Annotated in this window: 20 protein-coding genes; 10 read left to right on the top strand and 10 right to left on the bottom strand. The window is 60.6% G+C overall.

Annotated elements, in window-relative coordinates:
* The 4 genes from cyoB to hmpA form a co-directional block, all read right to left on the bottom strand.
* The gene (cyoB, locus tag FGE05_RS14320) at positions 1-2,031 is read right to left on the bottom strand and encodes a cytochrome o ubiquinol oxidase subunit I (protein WP_139645892.1); all 2,031 of its coding nucleotides are present in this window, start codon (positions 2,029-2,031) and stop codon (positions 1-3) included.
* A 3-nt stretch (positions 2,032-2,034) separates the two neighbouring features.
* Complete coding sequence (cyoA, locus tag FGE05_RS14315) at positions 2,035-2,982, bottom strand: ubiquinol oxidase subunit II (protein WP_024777552.1); 948 nt, start codon at positions 2,980-2,982, stop codon at positions 2,035-2,037.
* A gap of 792 nt (positions 2,983-3,774) precedes the next feature.
* Positions 3,775-4,284, bottom strand: a complete 510-nt coding sequence (locus FGE05_RS14305) for a disulfide bond formation protein B (protein ID WP_139645889.1) — start codon at positions 4,282-4,284, stop codon at positions 3,775-3,777.
* Positions 4,285-4,750: 466 nt separating this feature from the next.
* On the bottom strand, positions 4,751-5,932 hold the full coding sequence (gene hmpA / locus FGE05_RS14295; protein ID WP_139645885.1) for an NO-inducible flavohemoprotein: 1,182 nt from the start codon (positions 5,930-5,932) through the stop codon (positions 4,751-4,753).
* Between the two features lie 150 nt (positions 5,933-6,082).
* On the opposite strand from hmpA, the gene norR reads away from it, so the two are divergent.
* The 5 genes from norR (at position 6,083) to FGE05_RS14270 (ending at position 11,165) form a co-directional block, all read left to right on the top strand.
* A complete protein-coding gene (norR, locus tag FGE05_RS14290; protein WP_139645883.1) occupies positions 6,083-7,639 on the top strand; it encodes a nitric oxide reductase transcriptional regulator NorR in 1,557 nt (518 codons plus the stop codon).
* 199 nt (positions 7,640-7,838) lie between these two features.
* Entirely contained in the window at positions 7,839-8,741 is a 903-nt protein-coding gene (locus tag FGE05_RS14285; protein ID WP_139645880.1) for a chemotaxis protein CheV, read from the top strand.
* Positions 8,742-8,835: 94 nt separating this feature from the next.
* Complete coding sequence (locus FGE05_RS14280) at positions 8,836-9,162, top strand: hypothetical protein (protein ID WP_139645878.1); 327 nt, start codon at positions 8,836-8,838, stop codon at positions 9,160-9,162.
* Between the two features lie 77 nt (positions 9,163-9,239).
* Positions 9,240-9,989, top strand: coding sequence for a YkgJ family cysteine cluster protein (locus FGE05_RS14275; RefSeq protein WP_139645876.1), 750 nt, complete (start codon positions 9,240-9,242; stop codon positions 9,987-9,989).
* Between the two features lie 204 nt (positions 9,990-10,193).
* Positions 10,194-11,165 carry a D-glycerate dehydrogenase gene (locus tag FGE05_RS14270; RefSeq protein WP_139645874.1) on the top strand — a complete coding sequence of 324 codons (972 nt, stop codon included), beginning with the start codon at positions 10,194-10,196 and terminating at the stop codon, positions 11,163-11,165.
* Between the two features lie 90 nt (positions 11,166-11,255).
* Here FGE05_RS14270 and FGE05_RS14265 read toward each other — a convergent pair whose 3' ends face one another.
* The gene (locus FGE05_RS14265) at positions 11,256-12,173 is read right to left on the bottom strand and encodes a DMT family transporter (protein ID WP_139645872.1); all 918 of its coding nucleotides are present in this window, start codon (positions 12,171-12,173) and stop codon (positions 11,256-11,258) included.
* A gap of 140 nt (positions 12,174-12,313) precedes the next feature.
* Here FGE05_RS14265 and FGE05_RS14260 point away from each other — a divergent pair, with 140 nt between their 5' ends.
* Positions 12,314-13,189 (top strand): helix-turn-helix domain-containing protein, encoded by an 876-nt coding sequence (locus tag FGE05_RS14260; RefSeq protein WP_139645870.1) that lies wholly within the window; start codon positions 12,314-12,316, stop codon positions 13,187-13,189.
* A 76-nt stretch (positions 13,190-13,265) separates the two neighbouring features.
* Here FGE05_RS14260 and FGE05_RS14255 read toward each other — a convergent pair whose 3' ends face one another.
* Positions 13,266-13,673 carry an HPF/RaiA family ribosome-associated protein gene (locus FGE05_RS14255; RefSeq protein WP_047699635.1) on the bottom strand — a complete coding sequence of 136 codons (408 nt, stop codon included), beginning with the start codon at positions 13,671-13,673 and terminating at the stop codon, positions 13,266-13,268.
* Between the two features lie 485 nt (positions 13,674-14,158).
* On the opposite strand from FGE05_RS14255, the gene FGE05_RS14250 reads away from it, so the two are divergent.
* A complete protein-coding gene (locus tag FGE05_RS14250) occupies positions 14,159-14,470 on the top strand; it encodes a DUF3509 domain-containing protein (RefSeq protein ID WP_139645868.1) in 312 nt (103 codons plus the stop codon).
* On the opposite strand, the gene FGE05_RS14245 is transcribed toward FGE05_RS14250, so the two are convergent.
* Complete coding sequence (locus tag FGE05_RS14245) at positions 14,467-14,967, bottom strand: phosphate-starvation-inducible protein PsiE (protein ID WP_041022371.1); 501 nt, start codon at positions 14,965-14,967, stop codon at positions 14,467-14,469. The two genes, FGE05_RS14250 and FGE05_RS14245, sit on opposite strands and share 4 nt — an antisense overlap.
* A gap of 355 nt (positions 14,968-15,322) precedes the next feature.
* Between FGE05_RS14245 and FGE05_RS14240 the strand changes: the two genes are divergently transcribed.
* The gene (locus FGE05_RS14240) at positions 15,323-15,586 is read left to right on the top strand and encodes a YebG family protein (protein WP_139645866.1); all 264 of its coding nucleotides are present in this window, start codon (positions 15,323-15,325) and stop codon (positions 15,584-15,586) included.
* Positions 15,587-15,634: 48 nt separating this feature from the next.
* Here the strand turns inward: FGE05_RS14240 and FGE05_RS14235 are convergent, their stop codons facing one another.
* Complete coding sequence (locus tag FGE05_RS14235) at positions 15,635-17,023, bottom strand: PLP-dependent aminotransferase family protein (protein ID WP_139645864.1); 1,389 nt, start codon at positions 17,021-17,023, stop codon at positions 15,635-15,637.
* Positions 17,024-17,347: 324 nt separating this feature from the next.
* On the opposite strand from FGE05_RS14235, the gene FGE05_RS14230 reads away from it, so the two are divergent.
* Positions 17,348-18,547, top strand: coding sequence for a benzoate/H(+) symporter BenE family transporter (locus FGE05_RS14230; protein WP_139645862.1), 1,200 nt, complete (start codon positions 17,348-17,350; stop codon positions 18,545-18,547).
* A 33-nt stretch (positions 18,548-18,580) separates the two neighbouring features.
* Here the strand turns inward: FGE05_RS14230 and FGE05_RS14225 are convergent, their stop codons facing one another.
* Positions 18,581-19,600 (bottom strand): Glu/Leu/Phe/Val dehydrogenase dimerization domain-containing protein, encoded by a 1,020-nt coding sequence (locus tag FGE05_RS14225; protein ID WP_041022375.1) that lies wholly within the window; start codon positions 19,598-19,600, stop codon positions 18,581-18,583.
* 185 nt (positions 19,601-19,785) lie between these two features.
* Between FGE05_RS14225 and FGE05_RS14220 the strand changes: the two genes are divergently transcribed.
* Positions 19,786-20,589 carry a SirB1 family protein gene (locus FGE05_RS14220; RefSeq protein ID WP_139645860.1) on the top strand — a complete coding sequence of 268 codons (804 nt, stop codon included), beginning with the start codon at positions 19,786-19,788 and terminating at the stop codon, positions 20,587-20,589.
* A 136-nt stretch (positions 20,590-20,725) separates the two neighbouring features.
* Here FGE05_RS14220 and maiA read toward each other — a convergent pair whose 3' ends face one another.
* A complete protein-coding gene (maiA, locus tag FGE05_RS14215; RefSeq protein ID WP_139645858.1) occupies positions 20,726-21,367 on the bottom strand; it encodes a maleylacetoacetate isomerase in 642 nt (213 codons plus the stop codon).
* Positions 21,368-21,376 lie beyond the last annotated feature (9 nt).

Genomic DNA, 21,376 nt, shown 5'->3' with positions numbered 1-21,376 from the left:
TTAAGCCTGTTCCAACGAGGTTTCAACACGGGTGGAGGTAGCCCGGACTTTCCCGGCCGCGACCAGACGTTTGTGCTGCTCGGCTTCGATGCGCTCGATGACATCCACCGGCACCATGTAGCCCTGATCGTCGCGGGCGGCATGGATGGCGAAATACACCACGGTGCCGACCAGGCTGGCAGCGGCGAGCCACCAGATGTGCCAGATCATCGCGAAACCGAACACGGTCAACAGGCCGCCCATGACCACACCGGTAGCGGTGTTGTTCGGCATGTGGATCGGCGCGTACTTGGCCGGAGTCTGGTACGCAGTACCGTTTTCCTTGGCTTCGGTGAACGGGTCGATGGTGTCCGCTTTCGGCAGCACGGCGAAGTTGTAGAACGGCGGTGGCGAAGAGGTCGACCACTCCAGGGTATGGGCATCCCACGGGTCGCCGTGTGCGCACATGTTCTCTGGCTTGTTGCGGTCACGTACGCTGACATACAGCTGGATCAGCTGGCAGGCGATACCGACGGCGATCAGCACCGCACCGAACATGGCAACGTACAGGTACGGCACCCACTCAGGGTTGGTGGTGGTGTTCAGACGACGGGTCATGCCCATGAAGCCCAGTACATAGAGCGGCATGAACGCGACGAAGAAGCCGGTGATCCAGAACCAGAACGCGCCCTTGCCCCAGCCTTCGTGCAGCTTGAAGCCGAACGCTTTCGGGAAGTAGAAGGCGAAGCCAGCGATGTAGCCGAACACCGCGCCGCCGATGATCACGTTATGGAAGTGCGCGATCACGAACAGGCTGTTGTGCAGGACGAAGTCGGCACCCGGGATGGCCAGCAGTACGCCGGTCATGCCGCCGATGGCGAAGGTCACCATGAAGCCCAGGGTCCACATGACGTGGCTGGTGAAACGCAGACGGCCCTGGTAGATGGTGAACAGCCAGTTGAACAGCTTCACCCCGGTCGGGATCGAAATCAGCATCGTCGCCAGGCCGAAGAAGGCGTTGACGCTGGCCCCCGAACCCATGGTGAAGAAGTGGTGCAGCCAAACCATGAAGCCCAGCACCGAGATCGCGCCGGAAGCGTAGATCATCGAGTGGTGGCCGAACAGTTTCTTGCCGGAGAAGGTCGAGATGACTTCGGAGAAGATCCCGAACGCCGGCAGGATCAGGATGTACACCTCGGGGTGACCCCAGGCCCAGAACAGGTTGACGTACATCATCGGATTTCCACCCAGTTCATTGGTGAAAATGTGGAAATCCATGTAACGGTCAAGCGTCAGCAGTGCCAGGGTAGCGGTCAGGATCGGGAACGAAGCGACGATCAGTACGTTGGCCCAGGTGCAGGTCCAGGTGAAGATCGGCATGTCCATCAGCTTCATGCCCGGGGTACGCATTTTCAGCACGGTAGCCAGGAAGTTGACCCCCGTGAGCGTCGTACCCAACCCGGATAGCTGTAGCGCCCAGATGTAGTAATCCACACCTACGCCCGGACTGTATTGCAGCCCCGACAACGGCGGATAGGCAACCCAACCAGTCTTGGCGAATTCACCAACACCCAGGGAAACGTTGATCAGCACGACGCCGGACACCAGCAGCCAGAAGCTCAGGGAGTTCAGGAACGGGAAGGCAACGTCGCGGGCACCGATCTGCAGCGGCACTGCCAGGTTCATCAGGCCGGTGAAGAATGGCATCGCCATGAAGATGATCATGATCACACCGTGGGCGGTGAAGATCTGGTCATAGTGTTCAGGTGGCAGGTAGCCAGGCGAACCCTCGGTGGCCATGGCCAACTGGGTACGCATCATGATGGCGTCGGCAAAACCGCGCAGCAGCATGACCATGGCGACGACGATGTACATCACGCCGATTTTCTTGTGGTCGACCGACGTCAGCCACTCGGTCCACAGGTAGGTCCACTTCTTGAAATAAGTGATCCCGGCGAACAGCCCCAGACCACCGAGCGCGATGATGGCGAGGGTCACCATGACAATCGGCTCGTGGAACGGGATCGCTTCCCAACTTAATTTACCAAACATCGTTTACTCCTCTGCCCCGGCAGCTGAATGCGAACTCATGTCCATCCCTTCCATGTTGTGCGCCACTTCCTGCTCTTTCTTCTCGTGGTGCATCGGCTTGCCCGGATTCATCCCTTCATACTTGTCGATGATGGTCTGGAACAGGTTCGGCGTGACCGCGGAGTAGAGTTCGACTGGGTTGTTCTGGCTCGGTTTGGAAAGGGCTTCGTATTCAGCTTTTTCAAGCTGTTTAGGTGCCTTCTTCACATCGTTGACCCAGGCGTCGAAGTCTTCCTGGGTGGTGGCGATTGCTTTGAACTTCATGCCGGTGAAACCCGCGCCGCTGTAGTTGGCGGAGATACCTTCGAGTTCGGCGTTCTGGTTGGCGATCAGGTGCAGCTTGGTCTGCATGCCCGCCATCGCGTAGATCTGGCCGCCCAGGCCCGGGATGAAGAACGAGTTCATCACGGTGTCGGAGGTGACCTTGAAGTTGATCGGCGTGTGGGCCGGGAACACGATCTTGTTAACGGTGGCGATGCCCTGTTCCGGATAGATGAACAGCCACTTCCAGTCCATCGAGACCACTTCAATGGTGATCGGCTTGACGTCGGATTCCAGCGGACGGTACGGGTCCAGGGCGTGGGTCGACTTGTAGGTGACATAACCCAGGGCAATGATGATCAGGACCGGGATTGTCCACACGGCCGCTTCGATCTTGGTGGAGTGCGACCACTTCGGCGTGTACACCGCCTTGGTATTGGACGCGCGGTATTTCCAGGCGAACAGGAACGTCATGACGATAACCGGCACAACGACCAGCAACATCAGCAGCGTGGCGGTGATGATCAGGTTTCGTTCATCCAGGCCGACCTGGCCCTTGGGATCGAGCAAGGTCATGTTGCAGCCTCCCAGCAGCAACGTGCCGAGCAGCGGCAACAAGCCTAGTAATCGGGGGTACCTGTTTTTACTCATCTCACGACCTCTAAAGCAGCTTGCGCAATGCAGTTGGGTTTTGATCGCCAACACTTCACCCTGCCAAGGGTTGGCATTTCTTGGATTTGAATAAGGGCTGCCCGTCGAGCGTCAGACGCTGTTCGACATATCCTGGGCCAGCAGTGAGTTCTTATTCGAATTCGTCGGTAAAAGGCCTTGTTACAGCCCAATTCCATTTGGTGCGGGTAGTTGGAAGGCACCGACACCTGGGGTCGCATGGGGCGCTGGCACCCTTCGACCGCCTCTCGTGCTCAAGCCTGAGCCGGGTCGGATATTCGGTGCGGGCGATTGTAGTGAGCTGGAGCGCTGTAGACCATGTCTCATCCCGAAATAATTTTTATCCAAACCGGCAACAATCTCTTCCCGATACCGCAACGGTCCGGCATGTTATCGAAATTGATTCTCAACAAGAACCCCAAAAAACGTAGGCCTACTACGCCCGATTCAGACAGCCTGAACGAAACGCGTTGAGGTTTTTTGCCTGGCAAGCGCCCGTTTTTCGGGGGGCTCGCCAAATGGCGCTGCGCTGTTAAAAATGCCTGCTGCCGGCTCCGCCAAGGTAATGGGCGTGGCAAGCCGGTACATTTTTTTATTACAGGACGAGGCGTATATTCCTGCCGCGAACGCCCCCGGAACCTGGGGATGTGTGACAACGTGTCGCACAGTGTCGCAGGTCATTCTTGTCCCGGATCAAGGCCTGTCCCTCCTATCGCTGAATGCAAAACGCCCCGGTTCTCCAACAGGGAAACCGGGGCGTTTCATCGAGGTGCTTCAGCGAAGGGTCTTGCGGTTACGCGACACCAGCAAGGGTACCAGTACCACGATCAGTACGAAGGACAGAAGCGCCCATTGCGCCAGGGACAAGCCCAGGATCGGCGGGTATGGGGTGGAGCAGAACCCGTCGACCTGGAACCCCAACGGGAAGATCTTCGCCAGCGGCAGATCATCGACAATCGGTTGCAGCACATCGATACCGCAGCTGACTGCCGGGAAGAACTGGGTATACACGTGATGCCCCGCCACCCCCGCACCGGCCAGGGCACAGAGCACCACAATCCCCTCGAGAATCGTCAGGCTGCGACGGGTGCGCATGGCCGCGCCGATGAACGCGAAGATCGCGATCAGCAACAGCGCATAACGCTGCAGGATGCACAGCGGGCACGGTGCCTCACCCAAGGCCACCTGCATATATAGCGCACCACCGATCAGCGCCAGGCAGATCAGCCCCAGCAACACCAGGTAGCGCCGCTCGCGGCCCAACCGCATCATTTCCTCACTCATTACCTTTTCCTTTGGATGCATGGATCGACGCACAGCCTTGCGACACTCGGCGCACAGTCGGATGGCCGAAGTCTACACGTTGGCCATGACAGTGAACGAGCGGCTTGCGCCATCTTTGGGGGGGAATAGACAGGAAAAAGGTTAAGTGCGGATTAACTTTGAGCGGGCGAAAGGTCAGTTGAGTGTGCAAAGCATGCCGGCCCCTTCGCGAGCAGGCTCGCTCCCACAGGGTCCGATGGTGCATGCAAATGCTGCGTGCACCCCGGCTCCACTGTGGGAGCGGGCTTGCTCGCGAAAGCGGTGTGTCAGGCAACCTCGATGTCGACGATGCCGCCGTCTTCGCGAGCAAGCCCGCTCCCACCGTTTTTTTGCAGCACTCACAACTGTGCGTCCGCCGCAATTTCCTGTGGGAGCGAGCCTGCTCGCGATGAAGGCAACCCGGTTCTGCCGGGCTTGCCGCTTGCCTTTATTCCAGCGCCGCAGCCGGCCCGAAGAACTCGTAACGGCTCTGCCCATCCGGTACGCCCAGGGCCTTGAGATGACGCTTCACGGCGGCCATGAAGCCCTTCGGCCCCAGGAAATAGGCATCCAGGTCACGCTGTTCCGGCAGCCACTTGGCCAGTTGCTCCTGGCTCAACAAACCAATCCGATCGGCCGCCTCGCTCAAGCCGTCGTCTTCGTCGTAGCAATAGAAGCGCTTGAGTTGCGGGTGCCGCTTGGCCAGGTCGTCGATCCACTCACGGAAGGCATGGACACGACCATTACGTGCGCAGTGAATGAAATGCACTGGTCGCTCGGTTTGCAGCGCCGCTTGCAGCATCGCCAGGGTTGGGGTGATACCGACGCCACCGCTGATCAGCACCAAGGGCTTGTCGCTGGCGGTCAGGTAGAAGTCCCCGGACGGCGGGAACAACTGGATGCGGCTGCCAATCTGGAAATCATGATGCAGGTAGTTCGATACCCGCCCACCCGGCTCGCGCTTGACACTGATCCGGTACTGGCCGTTGTCCGCCAGGGCCGACAGCGAATAGTTGCGGCGCACTTCCTCACCGTCCAGGAACAGTTTCATGCCGATGTACTGACCCGGCTCGGCCAGCAGGATCGGCCCCTTGTCCGCCGGTTCGAAGTAGAACGAGGTGATCTCCGAGCTTTCCTGGACCTTGGCCACCAGGATGAATTCCCGCTCGCCCCGCCATCCACCCGGGGCAGCGGCCTTCTTGTCGTACATGCCGGCTTCGGCGCCGATGAGAATATCGGCCAATTGGTTATAAGCGGCGCCCCAGGCGGAGATCACTTCGGGCGTGGCGATCTCGTTGCCCAGCACTTCGGCAATCGCCCGCAACAAGCAGGAGCCGACAATCGGGTAATGCTGTGGCTCGATCTGCAAGGCGACATGCTTGTTGACGATTTTCGCCACCAGGTCACCCAACTGGTCGAGCTGGTCGATATGCCGTGCATACATCAATACACCGTTAGCCAGGGCCCGAGGCTGATCGCCGCTGGCTTGGTGAGCCTGGTTGAACAGCGGTCGAACCTGAGGATATTCGGAAAGCATCATGCGGTAGAAGTGAGTGATGAGCGCTTCACCACCGCTTTCAAGCAATGGAACGGTGGAGCGAATGATGGCGCGTTCTTCCCGGGTGAGCATAAGGTGAATCCTCGTGTGTTACGGAAACGGATACCGATGCTTATCAGGTTTCATGCCACAAATATTTTCGTTAATTTTCAATAGCTTAAAAATAATGTAGTCATAACGACACACGTGAAGTTATAGTCTTTTTGACTACACGGAGTCATTATGACCGCAACCTCCCTGCTGACCGCCTTGTTGCCGCTGGTAGCTGACCTGTCTCGCGAACTGCCTGAAGGCGAGCGCTATCGCCGCCTGCTCGGCGCCCTGCGCGCCTTGCTGCCTTGCGACGCTGCAGCGCTGTTGCGGCTGGACGGGGACAGCCTGGTGCCGCTGGCGGTGGACGGCTTGAGCACCGACACCTTGGGCCGGCGCTTCCGGGTCAGTGAACACCCGCGCTTCGAAGCGCTGCTGGCCAACCCGAACCCCACCCGTTTCGCCACCGACAGCGACCTGCCCGATCCCTACGACGGACTGGTTGAAGGCCTTGACGACCATCTGGAAGTTCACGATTGCATGGGCTGCCCGCTGTTCGTCGATGAGCGCCCCTGGGGCCTGCTGACCCTTGACTCCCTGGATCCGGAGCGCTTCGAACCCATCGACCTCGGTGCGCTGCAGGCCTTCGCCAGCCTCGCCGCCGCCACGGTCAGCGCCGCCAAACGCATCGAACGCCTGGCCTTGAAAGCCGAAGACGAACACCGCCGAGCCGAGGTCTATCGCCAGGCCAGCGGCCAGCAATCCCGCGACATGGTCGGCCAGAGCAAAGCCCATAAACGACTGGTGGAAGAGATCAAGCTGGTGGGCGGCAGCGACCTGACCGTGTTGATCACCGGTGAAACCGGCGTCGGCAAGGAGCTGGTCGCCCAAGCCATCCATGCAGCCTCCAAACGCGCCGAACAGCCGCTGATCAGCCTCAACTGCGCCGCCCTGCCGGACACTCTGGTGGAAAGCGAACTTTTCGGCCACGTACGCGGCGCGTTCACCGGAGCGACGAGCGACCGGCGCGGCAAGTTCGAGTTGGCCGATGGCGGCACGCTGTTCCTCGACGAAGTGGGTGAGTTGTCCCTGACCGTCCAGGCCAAACTGCTGAGAGTGTTGCAGAGCGGCCAGTTGCAGCGCCTGGGCTCGGACAAGGAGCATCTGGTGGATGTGCGTCTGATCGCCGCCACCAATCGCGACCTGGCCGAAGAGGTGCGCAACGGCCGCTATCGGGCCGATTTCTACCACCGCTTGAGCGTGTATCCCTTGCAGGTACCGGCGCTGCGGGATCGTGGCCGAGATGTGCTGCTGCTCAGCGGTTTTTTCCTGGAGCAGAATCGCTCGCGCATGGGCCTCAACAGCCTGCGTCTGAGCAGCGATGCCCAGGCCGCGCTGCTGGCCTACGACTGGCCGGGTAACGTGCGTGAACTTGAACACCTGATCGGCCGTAGCGCCCTGAAAGCGCTTGGCAGATGCCCGGTGCGGCCGAAAATCCTCAGCCTCGGTGCCCAGGACCTGGACTTGCCCCAGGCGACCGAGCCAACGTCCGAGCCTTCAGCGACACACCCTGCGCTGGCGATCCCCCCCGTGACGGGAGACCTGCGCGAAGCCATGGACGATTTCCAGCGCCGGCTGATCGGCGCCAGCCTGGAACGCCATCAACACAACTGGGCCAGTGCCGCCCGAGAACTGGGGCTGGATCGGGCGAACCTGGGGCGGATGGCACGACGGTTGGGGCTCAAGTAACGCCCTCAAGTTGCTCAAGCCTTTGTGGCGAGGGGATTTATCCCCTCGCCACAGGTGTGTATTCACAGGCCGCTGGCCCGGAAAGCGGATGTCGGCCGCTTTCGCCCTAAAGCCTGCCCCCAACAAGTCGATAACCCGATATCAAAAGCTGTTTTGGCGATCTTCACGTTCGCCCCACCTTTTTACACAGAAGGTTTTTATGTCTTCCAACAAAGCCCGCGCAGATTCACTTTCGCTTCTGCTGTTTACGTTGCGCAGCGGCAAGCTGATGGCAATCAACCTGCTCAAAGTCAGTGAGATCATCCCGTGCCCGCCACTGACCAAACTGCCGGAGTCGCATCCACACGTGAAAGGCATTGCGACCCTGCGTGGCACATCGCTGTCGGTGATTGACCTGAGCCGTGCCATTGGCGAGCGGCCGCTGGAAGATCCGGACGGCGGCTGCCTGATCGTCACCGATGTCAGCCGCTCCAAGCAGGGCCTGCACGTGCAGGCGGTGAGCAAGATCGTCCACTGCCTGACCACCGACATCAAGCCACCGCCTTACGGCTCCGGCGGCAATCGCGCGTTCATCACCGGCGTGACGTCGGTGGACGGCAAGCTCGTGCAGGTGCTGGACATCGAGAAGGTCATCCATGGCATCGCCCCGGCGCAGATCGAAACCGCGCCCACCGAGCTGAGCATGGAAGACGCCGAAGTGCTGGGCAACGCACGGATCCTGGTGGTCGATGACAGCCAGGTGGCGTTGCAACAATCGGTGCACACCCTGCGCAACCTGGGCCTGCAATGCCACACCGCCCGCAGCGCCAAGGAAGCCATCGAATGCTTGTTGGACCTGCAAGGCACGGCCGGACAGATCAACCTCATCGTCTCCGACATCGAAATGTCGGAAATGGACGGTTACGCCCTCACCCGCACGCTGCGGGAAACGCCGGACTTCGCCCACCTCTACGTGTTGCTGCACACCTCGCTGGACAGTGCCATGAACAGTGAAAAGGCCCGGTTGGCCGGCGCCAATGGGGTGCTGACCAAGTTTTCCTCGCCCGAACTGACCAAGTGCCTGATCACGGCAGCCAAGGCGGTGGCCGAACAAGGCCACTGAGTTGTACCGACGATGCGCTCCTGCGTTCCGGCGTGGGAGGGTCCGGCAATCTCAGGCATACTTTTGCCATGACTTTCCGGAACGAGACATCCCGATGAACATCCGCGCATCGTTTCTCCTTGGCCTCGCTGCCCTGGCCTCCCAAGCCCATGCCTCCAGCCCGGAAGCCTGGGCTGCCTACGACAAAGCCGTGCTGGCCAGTTGCATCAAGGCCAGTGGCTTGAAGAACGCCGAGCCGGTGGGCACCGCCGCGCAATTCGACGACCGGGTCGGCTATACCGCGCTGTTGCTGCAAGGCCAATACCCGCAGAAACACATGAAAGGGGCGAGCGGTACCGAGCTGTGCCTCTACCGCAAGAAAACCAAGACCGCCCACGTGACCGAATGGGACTCGATACGCTCCACCGCGACCGATCAGTGAGTGGCGCATAACTTGCTTCGCGAGGCTCATCACGGCGTTTTTCTGTCGCCGCCTTTCAGCTCTCGACCGGTCGCTCAATGAATACAACGTTTTCCTGCGTAGGCTGCGGCAAATGCTGCTCTGGCCACCACGTTCCCCTGACCCTCGATGAAGCCCGGATGTGGGCAAGCGACGGCGGCCAGGTCATCGTCCTGGTGGAAGCCTTCCTGCCCAATGGCCTCGGTCTGCCGGTGGCGCAGCGCGAGCATGCCGAACGCCGTTCCGCGAGGGTCCGGAGCGGCGGCACCGATGCCTTCGTGGCGATCACCTTCGCCGCTTATAACCCCGGCCGCTGCCACAATCTCGACGAAGAAAACCTGTGCAGCATCTACGAACGCAGGCCGCTGGTGTGCCGGATCTATCCGATGGAAATCAACCCACATATCCCGCTCAATATCGCAGCGAAGGACTGCCCCCCGGAATCCTGGGAAACCGGTCCGCAACTGATCGTCGGCGGGAAATTGGTTGATAAAGAACTGGCCGAGCTAATCGAACGCTCGCGCCAGGCCGATCGCGAAGAGATTGCGATCAAGGACCGCATCTGTGCGGCCTTGGGCATCCATACCACCGCGCTGAAAGGTGACGGGTTTGCCGCCTATCTGCCGGACATGACAGCGTTCGCCGCCGCCATCGATCAGGTGCGCTTGCGACCAACGGCGCAGGAAACCAGTGAATGGCAATTCCATCTGTCCGGGGATGACGTCGCCCGCGAGGTCATGGCCTGTGGGGCTCGGGTCGTCACCGAGGCAGCTTCGGATTATGCGTTCATTTCGCTGCGGGCGGCCTAGAGACAACATAAAGGCCCCTTGTGGGCGCGAGCCTGCTCGCGATAGCGGTATGTCAGTCAATATCAACGCTGGCTGAACCGCTGCCATCGCGAGAAGGCTCGCTCCCACAGGTCATTCCAAGTCATAAACTGCACCCCCCTCTCGCCTAACCCTCGCCGAGAATGTTAGCGTGCTTGGTATTGCCTCCAAGACGAGCCTTGCACGATGAAAAAAACCGTACTTGCCTTCAGCCGTGTCACGCCCCAGATGGTCGAGCGCCTGCAACAGGACTTCGACGTGATCGTGCCGAACCCATCGAAGGGTGACATTAATGCACAGTTCAACGAAGCCCTGCCCCATGCCCACGGCCTGATCGGGGTTGGTCGCAAACTCGGTCGCGAGCAATTGCAAGGCGCCACGAACCTGCAGGTGGTTGCCAGTGTGTCGGTGGGTTACGACAACTATGACCTGGCCTACTTCAATGAACGCGGGATCATGCTCACCAACACCCCCGACGTGCTCACCGAAAGCACGGCCGACCTGGCCTTCGCCCTGCTGATGAGCAGTGCCCGTCGCGTTGCGGAACTGGACGCCTGGACCAAGGCCGGACAATGGCAGGCGACGGTGGGGCCACAACTGTTTGGCAGCGACGTGCACGGCAAGACCCTAGGCATCGTCGGCATGGGCAACATCGGCGCGGCCATCGCCCGGCGTGGCCGGCTGGGGTTCAACATGCCAATCCTGTACAGCGGCAACAGCCGCAAGACCGAACTGGAAAACCAGCTGGGCGCGCAGTTCCGCGAGTTGGACCAGTTGTTGGCCGAAGCGGACTTCGTCTGCCTCGTTGTGCCCCTGAGCGAGAAGACCCGCCACCTGATCGGACAGCGTGAACTGTCGCTGATGAAGCCAAGCGCGATCCTGGTCAACATTTCCCGCGGCCCGGTGGTGGATGAGCCTGCATTGATCGAGGCCTTGCAGAACAACCGCATTCGCGGCGCCGGGTTGGACGTCTACGAAAAGGAGCCGTTGGCCGAGTCGCCGCTGTTCCAGCTGAAGAACGCCGTCACCCTGCCCCACATCGGCTCGGCTACCCACGAAACCCGTGAAGCCATGGCCAATCTCGCGGTGGAAAACTTGCGCAGTGCGTTGCTGGGTGAGCGGCCGCAGAACCTGGTCAACCCGCAAGTCTGGAAGTAGAAGCCGGCGCCGTATCCCATCGCCCCGCTTTGTGGGAGCACGGCTTGCCCGCGAAACGAACGCCTCGGTTTCTGACAGAGCGCGTCGTCTTCATCGCGGGCAAGCCTTGCTTTCACAAAGCGCGACACTGGTCGCCGCTGGTCGAGGCTTGCGAAACACCAGCACGTTCCCCAGCATCACCAATACCAGCCCGGCCAGTGCCGGCGCCGTCCACTGGTAGCCTTCGACAAACGCCGAGACATTCAACGCCACCACTGGGAACAGGACAGTGCAATACGCCGCCCGCTCCGGCCCCATGCGCCCCACGAGCGTCAGGTAAGCGGTGAAGCCGATCACCGAGCCCGGGATCACCAGGTACAGCAGCGAACCGATGTAGCGCAGGTTCCATTCCATATCGAAAGCAATCCCGTTGAACAGGCACCACCCCGCCAGCATCGTCGCGCCATAAGCCATGCCCCAGGCGTTGGTGGTCAGCGGCTTGAGCCCAGCCTTTTGTTGCAGGCTCGAGAGCATATTGCCCGCCGAGAAACACAGCGTGCCCAGCAACGCCAACGCCAATCCGAGCAGCGTCTGCGGGCTCGCGTGATGGCCGGCCAGTTCCGGCCAGAACAACAGCCCCAGCCCCGACAATCCCAATGCGCCGCCCAACAGCACGTTACGGGCGATCCGCTGGCCGAAGAACACCCGGGCATTGAGGGCATTCCACAACGTGGCCGTGGAGAACACCACCGCCACCAGGCCGCTGGGAATCCACTGGCTGGCCGTGAGGAAACACATGAAATTGACGCAGAACAGGCACAGTCCCTGGGCCAGGCAGATCAAATGCCCACGACGGTTCATCACTTGCAGGCGCCGGCTGAGCAGGAGCATTGCGAACAGGATCAGGGCCGCGAGGCCGAAGCGATAGACAATCGATACCGGGATGGCAACGACGCCCAGTTGCAGTTTCAGCGCAATCCAGGTGGTGCCCCAGATGAGCACGGTGAGCAGGTATAACGAGAGGTTCATGGTGACGGCTCCTGGACGATGGCGTTCAGTGTCACGCCGCCGTCCACCGGGCGCTTGCGTAAACTTGCGGTTTTGTCGGCGTGCAGGCTGGCACGGGTCTTTCAACGGAGTAGGATGCAAGACGTTGGAGATAACCGATCATGCCCACACTGCAAACCCTGCAAGTCTTTCAAGCCCTCAACAGCTCGCCCAATGCCCGTCTGGAGCACAGCGCCGAGCTCGGTGACGGCATGGCGGCCGCCTTGTGGACCAATCATCATGACGCCCGGGACTACGACGCGCCGACCCACCACACGCTGTCCTGCTACATCGCCGGCGGCACCGGTACCTTTCGGCGCGAGCGGCCCGACACGCTCGGGGCTCCCGACAAGCTCTGCGTCCTGCCGGCGGACCATGAGTCGGCCTGGGTCATCAACGGCGACATTCGCCTCGCTCACCTGTACTTCAGCGCCGAACAGTTCGCCCTCGGTTGCGTCACGCTGCTGGATCGCGAACCCCGGCAAGTGCAACTGCGCGAGGCGACGTTCCTCGACGACGAGCAACAGGCACAACGCTTTCGTCAGTTGATCGCCTTGAACTGGGACGAACCCGGCGAACGCCTGCTGACCACCAGCCTGGCCCACGAACTGCTCAATCACCTGCTGCTCAGCCAGGTCGGCCAACGCCAGGACCTGCGCCTCAAAGGCGGGCTCGCCGCACACCAACGCCGGTTGCTGGTGGATTACATCGACAGCCATCTGGCCGACGCTATCAGCCTCGGGCAATTGGCGGCATTGTGTGCGCTGTCCGAATACCACTTCGCCCGGATGTTCCGCGAGAGCTTCGGGCTGCCACCCCACCAGTATGTGTTGGCGAGGCGCCTGGCACAGGCGCGGCACCTGCTGCGCCACACCTCACAACCCTTGGGCGACGTGGCACTGGCTTGCGGGTTCGCCAGCGCCAGTCACTTCACCCACCGTTTCCGCCAGGCATTGGGGGCGACGCCTGGGGAGTATCGGCAGGCCTTCTTGCGCTGATGGTGATTGCCAACGAAAAACGGGCCTGCAATTGCAAGGCCCGTTTTTTCAGTTGGGATTAAAGGTAAACGAAACTTCAGCCGTGACGTGCGGCTCGCTCGTTCTCCAGGAATTCTTCTTCCAGCATCGCATCGGCCAGGGCCACGGATTCGGTCTGGACCGCAGCGGCGCGTTTGCCACGCAACTTGCCGAACAGATGTTCCAGGGCATTTTCCAACTTCGTCGACGCGCCCTCGATCGCTGCCTCCAGCGAACCGGCCTTATGCGTCACGGAAATCGGTTGATGGCCCTTCGGCCGGGCTTCGATCTGGCAGCGCAGATCATGGGGACCAGGCTTGGCGCCGTTTTCATCCCCCAGATGGACTTCGACCCGAGTCAGGTCTTCCTCATAACGTTCGAGCGTGCTTTCGATGGTAGTACGTACCCACTCCTCCAGTCGGATGCTGCTTTGAATATGGTTATCACTGTTGACTTGGATTTGCATAGTTCATCCCTTATTTCGGCTAGCTCGCCAGGGGCCTGTCGACGTTGGCGTAACGGCCCCTTGAGTACAGAGTCGGGCTGCCCGAGGAACAATTCAAGCCCTTTAAAAAGATAAATATTGATTTGCAAATAAAGCCGGACAACAGGCAAAAGCGCTGTTAATGTCGGGAGTTTCCTCGCCCCGCCATCTTTCGCGATTTGCGCCCCGCACCGCACCGTCAACGAACATCCCGCCCCGAAACGGGCAGTCCCTGGGGTCCCGTTCCAGAGCGTCGCGAGCTGTCTCGCCGCGAACATTGACCGACAGTTTTTCCGGCATGCCCCTTGCTATCGTCTTATTGCAGCGGCCAGAGGCTGCAATCTGCTGATGGTTGCTTGCACTCAGCGATGGAACACGATCATGGAATGGCCGATGGTCCGGTATTGCGAACTAATCCCGATCAAGGCCGGTCAACAACTGCACGTTCAATCAGGCGGTGACGCATCATGGACAACCCTTTTCAGATCATTACCGACGCTTTTGCGCCGCAGTATCAAATCAACCTGAGCATCCAGGGCCTCGACGGCAGCATCATGCTGACCCTGTCCCGGGCCGGGCGGATCGTCGCCAAGCGCATGATCAGTGCCCAGCAGCGCAACGATCCGGAACGGCTCAAGCGCTTGGTGCAAAGCATTCAGTTCGGCATCGCCATCGAACAGGGCCACAGCGCCGTGGCGATCCTCGAAGCCATGACCGGCGGCGACAACGTCAAGCTGCCACCACCGCGCACCCAAGGACCGGCCTCCGCCAGCCTTTAGATTTCCCCTTTTTCTATTTCTGCATGCTCGCTGGAGCCCGCGCCGACCTTACGGTGCGGGTGCTCGATCTTTACCGACGGGAACTGCGACGACGCGTAGCGAACCACCAGGATCGAGAACGCCAGCAGCAGGATTCCGCCGCACAGGTAGATGATCCCCAGGTCCGGCGGGCTGTGGTGGGAAACGTTGGAGATCAGCAGGCGGGTCAAGGCGGTGATGGCCACGTAGATCAGAAACCGTACTGGCATGTGGTTGGTCTTGAAGTAGATCCCGACCATCGCGCCCAATTCCAGATAGATGAACAGCAGCAGGATATCGTCGATCTTGATATGCCCTGCCTCGATCATCTGCAAAAACTCCATGACCGCCGCCCATGCGGTCACCGCCCCGATGGCGAACAGCGCCAGATAGTGAAACGTCTCGACGAACAGGTTGCCCAGGGACTCGGCCAACTGATGGACGTTCTGGCGCAGATTCTCGGCCCAGTTGATTTTCACGATGCGGTTTCCTTAGGTCGACTCGACCGAATGATGCGGGTTGGACGTGACGGTTGTTCTGCATGCAGAAAAAAGGCCAGCACCGTGAGTAAGATGGCGAAAGGCTGGCAACCGACACGTCCTCCCCACGACAAACGCCGAAACCGGTCTACATTAAAAAGCCACTACCCAAAGAGAAAGGATTCGCTTATCCTCCGAGCTGTATATAAATACAGTATTCGCAGATTACCGGTTTGAAGGCGCACGAGGCGGGACCGACCGTCGCACCTCACAGCCGTGATGCTTGGATTTTATAGATTCCGCAGCCTGGCTTCCCATGCTTGCGGCAGACATGCAAACAAACGAGAGGCCAGCCATGGCTGTTGAGATTCTGTACCGCAGTACACGTGATTTGGAGACTACGTTTTTGGACCGTAAGCTCGCTGATGCCCATGACCAGATGCTCGAACTGGCGGAGGTGCTGACCACTGTTCTGATGAAGAACGTGCAGGGCCTGAACGAGAAACAGGCTGAGGATGCGAGCATCTTCATGGCAAAAAACAGAGCGGCGTTTGCAGCCGCGTTCAAAAGCAACGCAGCCGCTCTCGGGGAGCTTCTGGGTACCGAAGAAAGCGAGTGAGGCCGTTGCCGACTGCTCAATGCAGCGTGAGGTCCAGCCTGGGGCGACTCAATAGTAACGGCGTGGGTCGGAATCGATCAGGCTGGCCAACTTTGTCAGGGCGAAACGCAGCTCGTCCTGGCTGGTAGGGGACATCAGCACCACCCTTACACTTCGGCTGGTCCCGGAGCGTTCAGCCTGGAACTGCGAGCCACTGAGTACCAGTACGCCGTTGGCCCGGGCCAGCATCGTGAATTCGTCGCCGGTCCACGGTTCGGGCAGCGTCAACCAGACATGGTACGCATAGGGCTGGGCCTTGAGCTCGAAGTTGGCAAAGACTTCCCGAGCAATCGCTTGCCGCCCGGCGGCTTCATTGCGCTGGATGCGGATCAGTTTCTTGTCCAGGCCCTCGGTGATCACATTGCTCGCCAGTTGCGCGGTCAACGGTGACGGCATCCAGACACTGCTGCGCACCATCGAGGTCAGCCGTGACAGCAGTTTCGGCGGGCTGTAGAGATAACCGACCCGAAGCGCCGGCATGACCGCCTTCGACAGACTGGTCAGGTACACCGACCGGTCCGGCGCAAAAGCCGACAGCGGTCTGGTCGACGGATCGGTGGCGAGGAAACCATAGATATCATCGTCCAGGATGATGAAGTCGAACTCCTCGGCCAGCGCGGCAATCTGGGCCCGACGCTTTTGCGACATGATCGCCGCCGTCGGATTCTGGCAAGTCGCCACACAAACCAGCATCGCTGGTTTCTCTCGCAAACACAGTTCACGCAACGCTTCGGGGATGATGCCTTCGTCATCCATCGGCACACCGCGCAGGCGGCGTTCGAGGCCATGGGCCAGGGAAATGATGCCCGGGTAGCAAAGCGCCTCGCAGAGCACCAGGTCGCCAGCGTTGGTCAGCGCGCTCATCGCGACCATCAAGCCATGCTGGGCCCCGGCGGTGATCACCACTTGCTGCCATTGCGCGTCGGGCAACGAATGACGCAGCCACTGCGCGCCTGCTTCACGATGGGCCGGGTGACCACCGTCCGGGGCGTAATCCAGGGCGCCGGCAAAATCGGTGCTTTTTGCCATGCCCACCAGCGCACCGCGCAACCAGTACTCCAGGGTTTCGCTGGAAGGCTTGATGATCGAGAGATCGAGCAGTTCGGGCTGCCCCAGGTTCAACGGCGCGGCGCCATGAGTTGTCGGCAGGTCCAGTTGCTGCTGGCTGAGCACATACGTGCCACGCCCCACCTCACCTTGCACCAGCCCACGTCGATGGGCTTCGCCATAGGCCCGGCTGATGGTGCCCGGCGTGACATCCAGGGCATTGGCCAATTCCCGCAGGGTCGGCAAGCGGTCACCCTCGCTCAGCACCCCATTACCGATGTCGCGTGCCAACGCATCGGCAATTGACAGGTACATCGGCTGGTTGAACTCGCTTAGCTGGGGAATCCACATGAATGATCGCCGCCCCTCGTAGAAATGATGAATTTGCGAGCATATCACATCGAGGCGAGGCCATTAATGATGGGAACAATCAATGAATTGAGTCGATTGACTCGATATCCAATCCAAAACCGGTTCTCAAAAGACAACACAGCTAAAATTAATTTACATATAAATCATATAGTTAATTGATAAAAACAGAAGAACGCTGCGAAACCTATCACCGAACCATTGAATCAATTCAATTCATTCAAATACACTCATCCAGAATCGAATCAATCGATTCAATCAATCCCTGATCAACTGCACGCTCCTGCCGTGCCAAGTCGAGACATCATGGCCATACTCAGAAAGGATCTATCCCTGTCAGCGATCATCGCGGGCTTTATCGCCGTGATCATTTCCTACGCCGGCCCCCTCATCATCGTGTTCCAGGCAGCCAAGGAGGCACACCTGGCCAACGATGTGGTGTCCTCATGGATCTGGGCCATTTCCATCGGCAGCGGGATCACCGGCCTGCTCCTGAGCTGGCGCCTGCGTGTTCCTGTGATCACCGCATGGTCGACACCGGGCGCGGCCTTGCTGGTGTCGATGCTGCCGACCGTCACCCTGCCCCAGGCCATCGGCGCCTATGCAGTGGCGTCGCTGATCATTGCCGTCGTGGGTTTGTCCGGCGCGTTCGACAAACTGATGAGTCGCCTGCCCAAAGCCATCGCCGCCGCCATGCTCGCCGGCATCCTGTTCCGCTTCGGCGCAGAGCTGTTCACTTCGGTCAAACTGCAGCCGGCGTTGGTACTGTCGATGATTGCGGCTTATCTGCTCTGCAAGCGCTTTTCGCCGCGCTACGCGATTCTGTCGGTACTGGTGGTCGGCTGCGCGATGGCCGCCGCGTTCGGAGAGCTCAACAGTGGTTCGATTACCATCGAGGTGGCCCATCCGGTTTTTATCGCCCCTGAATGGAGCTGGCACGCAATCATCAACATCGGCCTGCCATTGGCGCTGGTGACGCTGACCGGCCAGTACGTACCGGGCATGGCCGTGTTACGGACCGCGGGCTACAACACGCCGGCGCGCTCTATCATTTCGGTCACTGCAATTGGCGCGGCGCTGATGGCGCCCTTCGGCTCCCACGGTTTGAACCTGGCGGCCATTACCGCAGCGATCTGCACCGGCCGCGAGGCCCATGAGGACCGCGACAAACGCTACATCGCCGGCATCGCCTGCGGGGTGTTCTACATCCTGATGGGCACCTTCGGCGCAACGCTGGCCTCGGTATTTTCCGCACTGCCGAAAGAACTGATCGCCTCCCTCGCCGGCCTCGCGTTGTTCGGTGCAATCAGCGCCGGGCTGACCGGAGCCATGGCCGATGAAAAGCAGCGGGAAGCAGCGCTGATCACTTTCCTGGTGACCGCATCGGGCATGAGTTTCCTGGGGCTGGCCGCCGCATTCTGGGGCCTGATCTTCGGTCTCGTGGCGCATTTCGTGCTGACCCATACCCGGCAAGCCAAAACCGCCGTCATCGCCGCGGGCAACTGATCATGACGGTTCGCGGTGCGCTGCGAGCCGTTGTTAGCGATACAGCAAACGCTCCGCCAATTCATCCGCCACCCGGGCTGGTGAGCGTTTCTCCGCCTGGGCATGGGCAAAGACTTCCGTGAGCCGGGCAGCGATTTTCGACAGGTGAGCGGTGATGGTTGGCAACTCTTCGCCGCGATGCTTCAGGGCGACGTAGATCAGGCCGCCGGAGTTGATCACATAGTCCGGCGCGTAGAGAATCCCGCGCCTTTCCAGTTGATCGGCCACTTGCAGGTTGCTCAACTGGTTATGGGCCGAGCCGGCCACGGCCGAGCAACGCAGTTGCGCCACGCTATGGCTGTTGAGCACACCGCCCAGGCCGCAAGGAGCAAGAATGTCGCAAGGGGTGCTGAGCAACGCATCGTTGGCAATGGGATGGGCGCCCAATTGCTCCATTGCCAGTTGCACCTTGCCGGGGTCGATGTCGCTGACCAGCAGTTCGGCACCGGCCGCGTGCAACTGTTCGGCCAGGGCGTACCCGACATTGCCCAGGCCCTGGATCGCCACGCGCAGGCTTTCAAGGTTATCACTGCCCAGCCGGGCCATGGCCGTGGCACGAATGCCGGCAAACACGCCCATCGCCGCGTGAGGTGCCGGGTCTCCCGAGGCGGTGGTACTGGTGACATGACGGGTCTGTTGGGCGATGCAATCCATGTCGGCCACCGAGGTACCGCTGTCGATGGCGGTGATGTACCGGCCATCCAGTTGCTCGATGCAGCGACCAAAAGCTTCGAACAATGCGGCCCGGCTTTCGACATGGGCCGGACGCATGATCACCGCCACCCCGCCGCCCACGGGCAGCCCCGCCAGGGCGGCCTTATAGCTCATGCCTTGGGCCAGGCGCACGGCATCGACCACGGCACTTTCATCGTCGGGGTAGGACAGATAACGACATCCGCCCAAGGCTGGCCCTGGGCGGCTGCTATGGATGGCAATGACCGCCTTCAACCCTGTTGTCGGGTCCACGCTCAAGTGCAGCGATTCAAGGCGGGAGCTTTGCATGAGCGCAAACATCGACAGGCTCCCGAATCACTTCTGTTTGTTTCGCCAGTATAGGCGCGTAGCTGAAATTTGCTGGAGCACGCCGGAATAAGCCGCTTCAGCTGTCAGTCTTTTCGGACATAACCGTTGCCGCCTCTCTCCGATACTGGACGAAAGCCCGTGGCAGGGCTAAAACGAGGCAATGTCCGGAGAGTGTGATGAAACCGCGCCAAGCCTTTTTTGAATGTCTGCACCGGTCGCCTGCTGCGCTGTTCGAAGCGGCGCTTTGGATCGCTGCCGAGCATGATCGCGACGTCGACGTACCGGCCCTGCTGAGGGACTTCAGGGATCTGCAACAGCGGGTCAGCCATGACCTGCCGTTGCTGCCCGTCGCTGAGCTGGGCCAGCCCTTGTTGCGCTGCCTGAATGACCTGGGGTTTGCCCAGGACGATTTCACGCCCCTGCGCCCGCGTGTAGCGTTGCTCGACAAAGTATTGGCCAGAAAGCGCGGCCAACCGCTGGCTCTCGCCCTGATTGCCCTGGAATTGGCCCGAGGCCTGGAAATACCGATGGTCGGGGTCAATTTTCCCGGTCACTTCCTGCTCCGGGTGCCCGGTGCCGATCACCTGCTCGACCCATGCGGCGGCCGTCGGCTGTATCCCAACGACTGCCGGGAACTGTTGCAGCGCCAATATGGCTCGAACGTGTCGCTCAAGGCTGAACACCTGGCCAGCGCCGAACCGCTGCAGATGCTCCAGCGCCTGTCACGCAATCTCCGGCAGTTGCATCTGACGAACGACGAGTACATCGACGCGCTGATCGATGCTGAACGGGTGCTGGAACTCGGCAACGCCAGCGCCGCCGATTATCTGGCCCGCGCCAGCCTGTACCAGCGGCTCGACTGCCCCAACGCCGAACGCTTCGACCTGGAACATGCGCTGATGCTCAGTGATGACCCGATCCAGCGGATCCGGCTGACAGAACGGCTGGGGCATCTGCCGCCGAATTCGATTGTGCATTGATCTGCAGAGAGGCCGGCGCCCTGATTGAATGTCAGGCCGCCATCGCGAGCAGGCTCGCTCCCACACGGGACGGTGAAACGCGAACCATGTGGGAGCGAGCCTGCTCGCGATGGCGTCAGATCAGCCACCCTTGATGTCAGCTGGCAGGCGTGTCCACCTGATGAGCCGGATGCGCCCGCTGGAACGCGGCATGTGCAGCTGCCAGCGCCGCAACGCGACGGATCCGTGGATAACCTTGCAAGGACACGTTGAAACGCTCAGCCGCGTACAACTGCGGGATCAGGTAGACATCTGCCAATCCTGGCGCGGGGCCGAAACAGTAGCCCTCGTCGCCGATCAACTGCTCCACCGCCGCCAGCCCCTGGCTGATCCAATGCCCGATCCACTCCGTCACCTGCGTTTCATCGTGCCCCCACTGCCGCAGCTTGTTGAGCACGCTGACGTTGTGCAATGGGTGGATATCGCAACCGATCAGGGCGGCGACGCCGCGTTCATGGGCACGCACCGCCAGGTCAGGATTGAGCAGTGGCACCTGTGGATAACGCTCCTCCAGGTATTCGATGATGGCCGGCGATTGCACCAGCAACGCCCCCTCGTCGGTACGCAGCGCCGGTACCCGCCCTTGCGGGTTGATCGCGAGGTAAGTCGGCTGACGATGCTCGCCTCCCGGCGGTGCGATCAGGTTGACCGGCACGGCACGGTAATCCAGGCCCTTGAGTGCCAGGGCGATGCGCACCCGATAAGACGAAGTGGAGCGATAGTACGTATAGAGTTCCATGCCCTGTCC

Origin of the sequence: Pseudomonas sp. ICMP22404 (assembly GCF_006227205.1) — a bacterium.
GTDB lineage: Bacteria > Pseudomonadota > Gammaproteobacteria > Pseudomonadales > Pseudomonadaceae > Aquipseudomonas.
Note: the sequence above shows the minus strand (reverse complement) of the source record. Positions and strands in the feature narration are given on the sequence as shown.

Coding starts and splice junctions, on each gene's coding strand:
- cyoB (WP_139645892.1), bottom strand. CDS start 2,031: ATGTTTGGTAAATTAAGTTGGGAAGCGATCCCGTTCCACGAGCCGATT.
- cyoA (WP_024777552.1), bottom strand. CDS start 2,982: ATGAGTAAAAACAGGTACCCCCGATTACTAGGCTTGTTGCCGCTGCTC.
- FGE05_RS14305 (WP_139645889.1), bottom strand. CDS start 4,284: ATGAGTGAGGAAATGATGCGGTTGGGCCGCGAGCGGCGCTACCTGGTG.
- hmpA (WP_139645885.1), bottom strand. CDS start 5,932: ATGCTCACCCGGGAAGAACGCGCCATCATTCGCTCCACCGTTCCATTG.
- norR (WP_139645883.1), top strand. CDS start 6,083: ATGACCGCAACCTCCCTGCTGACCGCCTTGTTGCCGCTGGTAGCTGAC.
- FGE05_RS14285 (WP_139645880.1), top strand. CDS start 7,839: ATGTCTTCCAACAAAGCCCGCGCAGATTCACTTTCGCTTCTGCTGTTT.
- FGE05_RS14280 (WP_139645878.1), top strand. CDS start 8,836: ATGAACATCCGCGCATCGTTTCTCCTTGGCCTCGCTGCCCTGGCCTCC.
- FGE05_RS14275 (WP_139645876.1), top strand. CDS start 9,240: ATGAATACAACGTTTTCCTGCGTAGGCTGCGGCAAATGCTGCTCTGGC.
- FGE05_RS14270 (WP_139645874.1), top strand. CDS start 10,194: ATGAAAAAAACCGTACTTGCCTTCAGCCGTGTCACGCCCCAGATGGTC.
- FGE05_RS14265 (WP_139645872.1), bottom strand. CDS start 12,173: ATGAACCTCTCGTTATACCTGCTCACCGTGCTCATCTGGGGCACCACC.
- FGE05_RS14260 (WP_139645870.1), top strand. CDS start 12,314: ATGCCCACACTGCAAACCCTGCAAGTCTTTCAAGCCCTCAACAGCTCG.
- FGE05_RS14255 (WP_047699635.1), bottom strand. CDS start 13,673: ATGCAAATCCAAGTCAACAGTGATAACCATATTCAAAGCAGCATCCGA.
- FGE05_RS14250 (WP_139645868.1), top strand. CDS start 14,159: ATGGACAACCCTTTTCAGATCATTACCGACGCTTTTGCGCCGCAGTAT.
- FGE05_RS14240 (WP_139645866.1), top strand. CDS start 15,323: ATGGCTGTTGAGATTCTGTACCGCAGTACACGTGATTTGGAGACTACG.
- FGE05_RS14235 (WP_139645864.1), bottom strand. CDS start 17,023: ATGTGGATTCCCCAGCTAAGCGAGTTCAACCAGCCGATGTACCTGTCA.
- FGE05_RS14230 (WP_139645862.1), top strand. CDS start 17,348: ATGGCCATACTCAGAAAGGATCTATCCCTGTCAGCGATCATCGCGGGC.
- FGE05_RS14225 (WP_041022375.1), bottom strand. CDS start 19,600: ATGTTTGCGCTCATGCAAAGCTCCCGCCTTGAATCGCTGCACTTGAGC.
- FGE05_RS14220 (WP_139645860.1), top strand. CDS start 19,786: ATGAAACCGCGCCAAGCCTTTTTTGAATGTCTGCACCGGTCGCCTGCT.
- maiA (WP_139645858.1), bottom strand. CDS start 21,367: ATGGAACTCTATACGTACTATCGCTCCACTTCGTCTTATCGGGTGCGC.